At 54.0% G+C, this 2,927-nt stretch carries 4 protein-coding genes; all 4 read right to left on the bottom strand.

All coding sequences use genetic code 11. The features are described from left to right. Nucleotides 1-238: 238 nt before the first annotated feature. From DQX05_RS29995 to DQX05_RS29980, 4 genes are read right to left on the bottom strand one after another with little or no spacing between them, the layout of a single operon-like run. Complete coding sequence (locus DQX05_RS29995) at nt 239-1,762, bottom strand: carboxypeptidase-like regulatory domain-containing protein (RefSeq protein WP_119796879.1); 1,524 nt, start codon at nt 1,760-1,762, stop codon at nt 239-241. Then, nucleotides 1,759-2,073: a hypothetical protein gene (locus tag DQX05_RS29990; RefSeq protein ID WP_119796878.1), complete on the bottom strand. Its 315-nt coding sequence runs from the start codon at nt 2,071-2,073 to the stop codon at nt 1,759-1,761. Before DQX05_RS29990 ends, DQX05_RS29995 begins: the two co-directional genes overlap by 4 nt. After that, on the bottom strand, nt 2,066-2,257 hold the full coding sequence (locus tag DQX05_RS33370) for an RNA polymerase sigma factor (protein WP_182914976.1): 192 nt from the start codon (nt 2,255-2,257) through the stop codon (nt 2,066-2,068). Before DQX05_RS33370 ends, DQX05_RS29990 begins: the two co-directional genes overlap by 8 nt. After that, nucleotides 2,169-2,609, bottom strand: a complete 441-nt coding sequence (locus tag DQX05_RS29980; RefSeq protein WP_182914975.1) for an RNA polymerase sigma factor — start codon at nt 2,607-2,609, stop codon at nt 2,169-2,171. The genes DQX05_RS33370 and DQX05_RS29980 overlap by 89 nt, the downstream gene beginning before the upstream one ends. Nucleotides 2,610-2,927: the final 318 nt, after the last annotated feature.

Here is a 2,927-nt window from a genome sequence, read left to right as displayed (position 1 = left end):
TCTTCGATTCAGCGTCAAGCACTTTTTTTAAAATCTTTTTTCGCTTCAGGCGGCTCATGCCGCTCTGCCGAAGACAGGAATCTAAATATAACATGCTCGAATAACAAAAGCAACCCCTAAATTAACTTTCTACTCACTGTTCTTACCAAGCTTGTCGGCGACATTTTCCTTATCAAGAAATCAAGTATACGCCGGTGTACACGCCGCCGAACCGGGCGGTGGCCCGGCGGCATGCTCTCTAATCATCGCTGCTGGATGCCCGGCCTCCCTCTAGGCGCTCCATTTGCCGCCGTATCCGTTCCGCTTCGTCCTCCATGTTCAAACGGGAATAGCACAGCTCCATCATCTTCAGATCGGAGAGCACTGGATGATCGATTTTCTTCAAATAATAAAGTGCCTTCTTCTCATCTCCCGAAGCATCCTTCGTCGTTCCGAACATTTCCATGCGGGCAAGTACCCGCAATGCATGCCGCTTATTGCCTTCCTCCATGTAAGCTCGCTTGGCTGACTCATACTCCGCCTGCAAAACGTATTGATCTCCGTCGGACAGCGGCCCGTCCGGAATGCGAATGAGCGGCAGTTCCCTTTGGTCGACGATCGCGTATAGCCGGGAGCTGCTAATTTTCCTGTCCTGATCGTCATAGGCATCGACGCTCCACACATACTGAGCGCCAGGGTATCCGATCCCGAGCAAATAAGAAGGATAAATCCAGACGCCCTCATCGGGCGACCAATTCATTCCGCCGCCGACGGCACCATACTCTCTCAGCTCCGATAGACGGTACGTAGCTTCCGTCCCTGCATGCTTTCCTGGAAGCACATGGGTGGCAGCCCCCCGGGATTTGCCGGTGCGAGACTGATGCGGCTCCATCCATTGCACCACATAATAGGCTGCGCCCGGATAAGCTTCCCACCGCATCGTAATCGCATCGCCATCCACGGTGACAGGACCTTGCGGCTCGAGGACGGTAAGATTCGGATTCAACTGTATGACAATCCCTTCCACAGATTGCCCGTGCTTCAAGACGATGCTGTCCGGCGAAGTCTCTGCGTACGTATAGTAATCCAGTTCCCGAAGCGGAGCTCCAATTTCGATATCATACGTCTGTTCCGGCACCTGATAAAAACGGAATTCCCCGTTCTCATCTGTCATTGCCATTGGATAAATATCCGGGCGGGGTGGAGAGTACCATGAATTCGCATCCGCCTGTCGAAGCACGACGATAGCCCCTTCCAGCGGCTGTTGCCCTCGTATAACGGTGCCGCTCAGCATCGGCTTCTCTCCTGGCTTGGGTACTCTTGATTCCAGCAGCATCAATTGATCGCGGTATAGATGATCCCACGTGTCGCTGCGGCTCAAGTCCTTGTACACCCGCTCTGCTTCATCCCATCGTTTCTCCAGCATATAGATATTGCCCAGCCGGCTCCGAACGAGCGAAGCATTCGCATGATCGGGGTAGTCGCGAAGGAATTGCTCGGACTGCTGCTTCATCTCCCCCACAGACATCTCCCTGTCTTCCGAACCTTCGGTCGAAAAAGAGGAACTATTCTTGCCGATATACAACAAATTCTCACGTGCGGGAAGATGGCTGCCCATAAGCGCAAAATACCTTTCATTGGCCGTATCGTCCCCGTGCCCAAGAAATGATAACCAAAAACCATGGGGCTCTGCCGCTATCCTCGGCACAATCCAGGACAATCCCGACAAAGCGGCCAGCACAGCCAAGATGATGGTGAGATGCCGCACTTTTAACCGGATCACTCTCTCCCCTCCTTCTCCAGCAGCGAAGCTCGAATATAAATGCCGCCAACGGAGACGAAGCTGTCTTCTGACACGGCCGCCTCATCCCGGATCACCCGATCCGGCTTGCCTGTTACCCCGGACTGAAGCAGCGGAGAGAATACAAGAAGCAGCGACAGGAACAGGCCCGGAATCGCCAAGCGCAACGGAATCCGGATTTCTCGCTCCCACAGGGAAGGATTCGCATGAGCGATCACCTCTTGCTTCATTTTCTCGTCAAATGCCACCTGCTTCATCTCTTGCTGCAGCGCCTCGCGCCAACGCTCATTCATGCTCCCACCCGCTTTCCTTCAATATTCGCTCAAGCTTACGGCGTGCACGCGACAGTCTGCTCTTCACCGTCCCTACAGGCTGTCCTAGTACGGCGCTAATGTCGGCAATGGGCCAATCTTGAAAATAATGAAGCACGATGATCTCCCGCTCTGCATAAGACAGCTTCTGGATGCACTCCCGCAATGTAAGACGCAGCGCCACCGAATCCGTGGTTCCGATGGAGGAGATTTCGTCCCGCCACGGCTGCTCCCTGAAGAATAGCCGCTTCCATGACGGGCTTCCGCATCTGGGCCCGGCACAGATTCACCGTAATCTTCATTATCCATGCTCGGAGGCGGCCGTTCTCCGACTTCTGATGAATTCGGCGGAACACGATCCAGAACACTTCCTGGCTGATATCCTCGGCACCATGCTGATCACCAAGCAGCAAGACAGCCGTCCGCATGACGTCGTTACCGTACGCATCCATGAGCGAACGCAGCGCCTCGCGGTCACCGCCGCGCAACCTGTTCACCCATTCCTGTTCGGCGTTCATCTTCTCCCCCCAGTGGCTCTCTATATAGATAGATGCGATCAAGCGGCTGCAGGGTTGCATTTCCATCATATAAAAAGCGGCATTCCGAAAAAATTCCGTGCTTCCAGGTCGATACGACAGCCACTAAACCGAAGGCGATTACTTGTGTGAAGTGAATCCTGAACCTACTTGGGCAACAGTCCAACAGATCGGTAACCGCAGAGCTAAGCCTAGGGCCACTTATTAGTCCTTGCTTGCCGGACCCTACGCACACTCTCCCCCTCGCTCCCTCTAGAGGCAGCACATTTCTCTTGCATACTCGCTTATTCGCAGGATTTC

The sequence above is a fragment of the Paenibacillus thiaminolyticus genome, assembly GCF_003591545.1.
GTDB classification, from domain to species: Bacteria; Bacillota; Bacilli; order Paenibacillales; family Paenibacillaceae; genus Paenibacillus_B; species Paenibacillus_B thiaminolyticus_A.
This window is presented reverse-complemented; position numbering and strand designations above follow the sequence as displayed.